At 48.4% G+C, this 955-nt stretch carries 1 protein-coding gene; it reads right to left on the bottom strand.

What is annotated here, in order from left to right:
- Positions 1-955 (bottom strand): MgtC/SapB family protein (locus R7040_RS25080; RefSeq protein WP_318097369.1); only part of this gene is annotated, 955 nt, incomplete at both ends.

Here is a 955-nt window from a genome sequence, read left to right as displayed (position 1 = left end):
ATCCCTGAAAGGGCCGATAAAATTAAGACACCCGCATTACCGAACCACTCAGCAAGCGCATGTGACAGCAGTATAATCACCGCCAGCATCATCCCAAAAAACAGCGCCGATTGCAGTGCGAGTGGGTTGCTCTGTTTGTTCGATTGTTCGATCTGTTCCACTTCACTCCTCCGCCATATCCACCAAGCAGGCAAATACAGCGCCGCCATCATGGCCATCACAATCGGCCATAGTAACGAGACAAGTTGAGGATTAATCACAAACAGAATAATCAACAGCCGAGGAAACATGGTGCCGCAACTCAAGAGTATGCCACTTGCGAGCAATGGGCTGATATTGGCTTGCTCCCGAGAAAGATGGGAAAACTGCAGTGTTAACGCCGTCGAAGAACTTAAACCTGCAAAAATGGAGGTGAACAATATGCCACGTTTCGCCCCACCGATTTTGATTGCGAAATAGCCCACAAACGAAATACTGGCAATCAATACGACCATCCACCAAATCTCGTAAGGGTTAAGAGCGTTACAAGGGCCATAGGATTGATTTGGAAGAAGCGGCAATAACACGATGGAGATAATCAGCAACCGGAGCGCTGCATCTAGCTCGTATTCCTGTAATTTTTGCAACGCTTGGTGAAGTTCTCGTTTGTTGTCGAGCACCACTGCGGTAATAACAGCTGCAGATGCCGCAAGCACCGCCTCTCCCGACACAGCTAAACTGCCCAACACAAACGTCACCAACAAGCTAACCACGCCAGTAATACTGATATCGCGACTCTTCTTCTGCTGCATGACAAACGCGATACACGCCAATATCACCAACGCAATCAAGGCAAAACCAAGCAATAAAGGAGAATAGAGATCCGCAAGAATCGCGACAAGACCACCAAGTAACCCGACGAGAGAGAACGTACGAATACCAGCAACACGGCTACCTTCAACGCTATTTCGCATCA

It is taken from the genome of Vibrio sp. 1069 (genome assembly GCF_033340555.1).
Note: the sequence above shows the minus strand (reverse complement) of the source record. Positions and strands in the feature narration are given on the sequence as shown.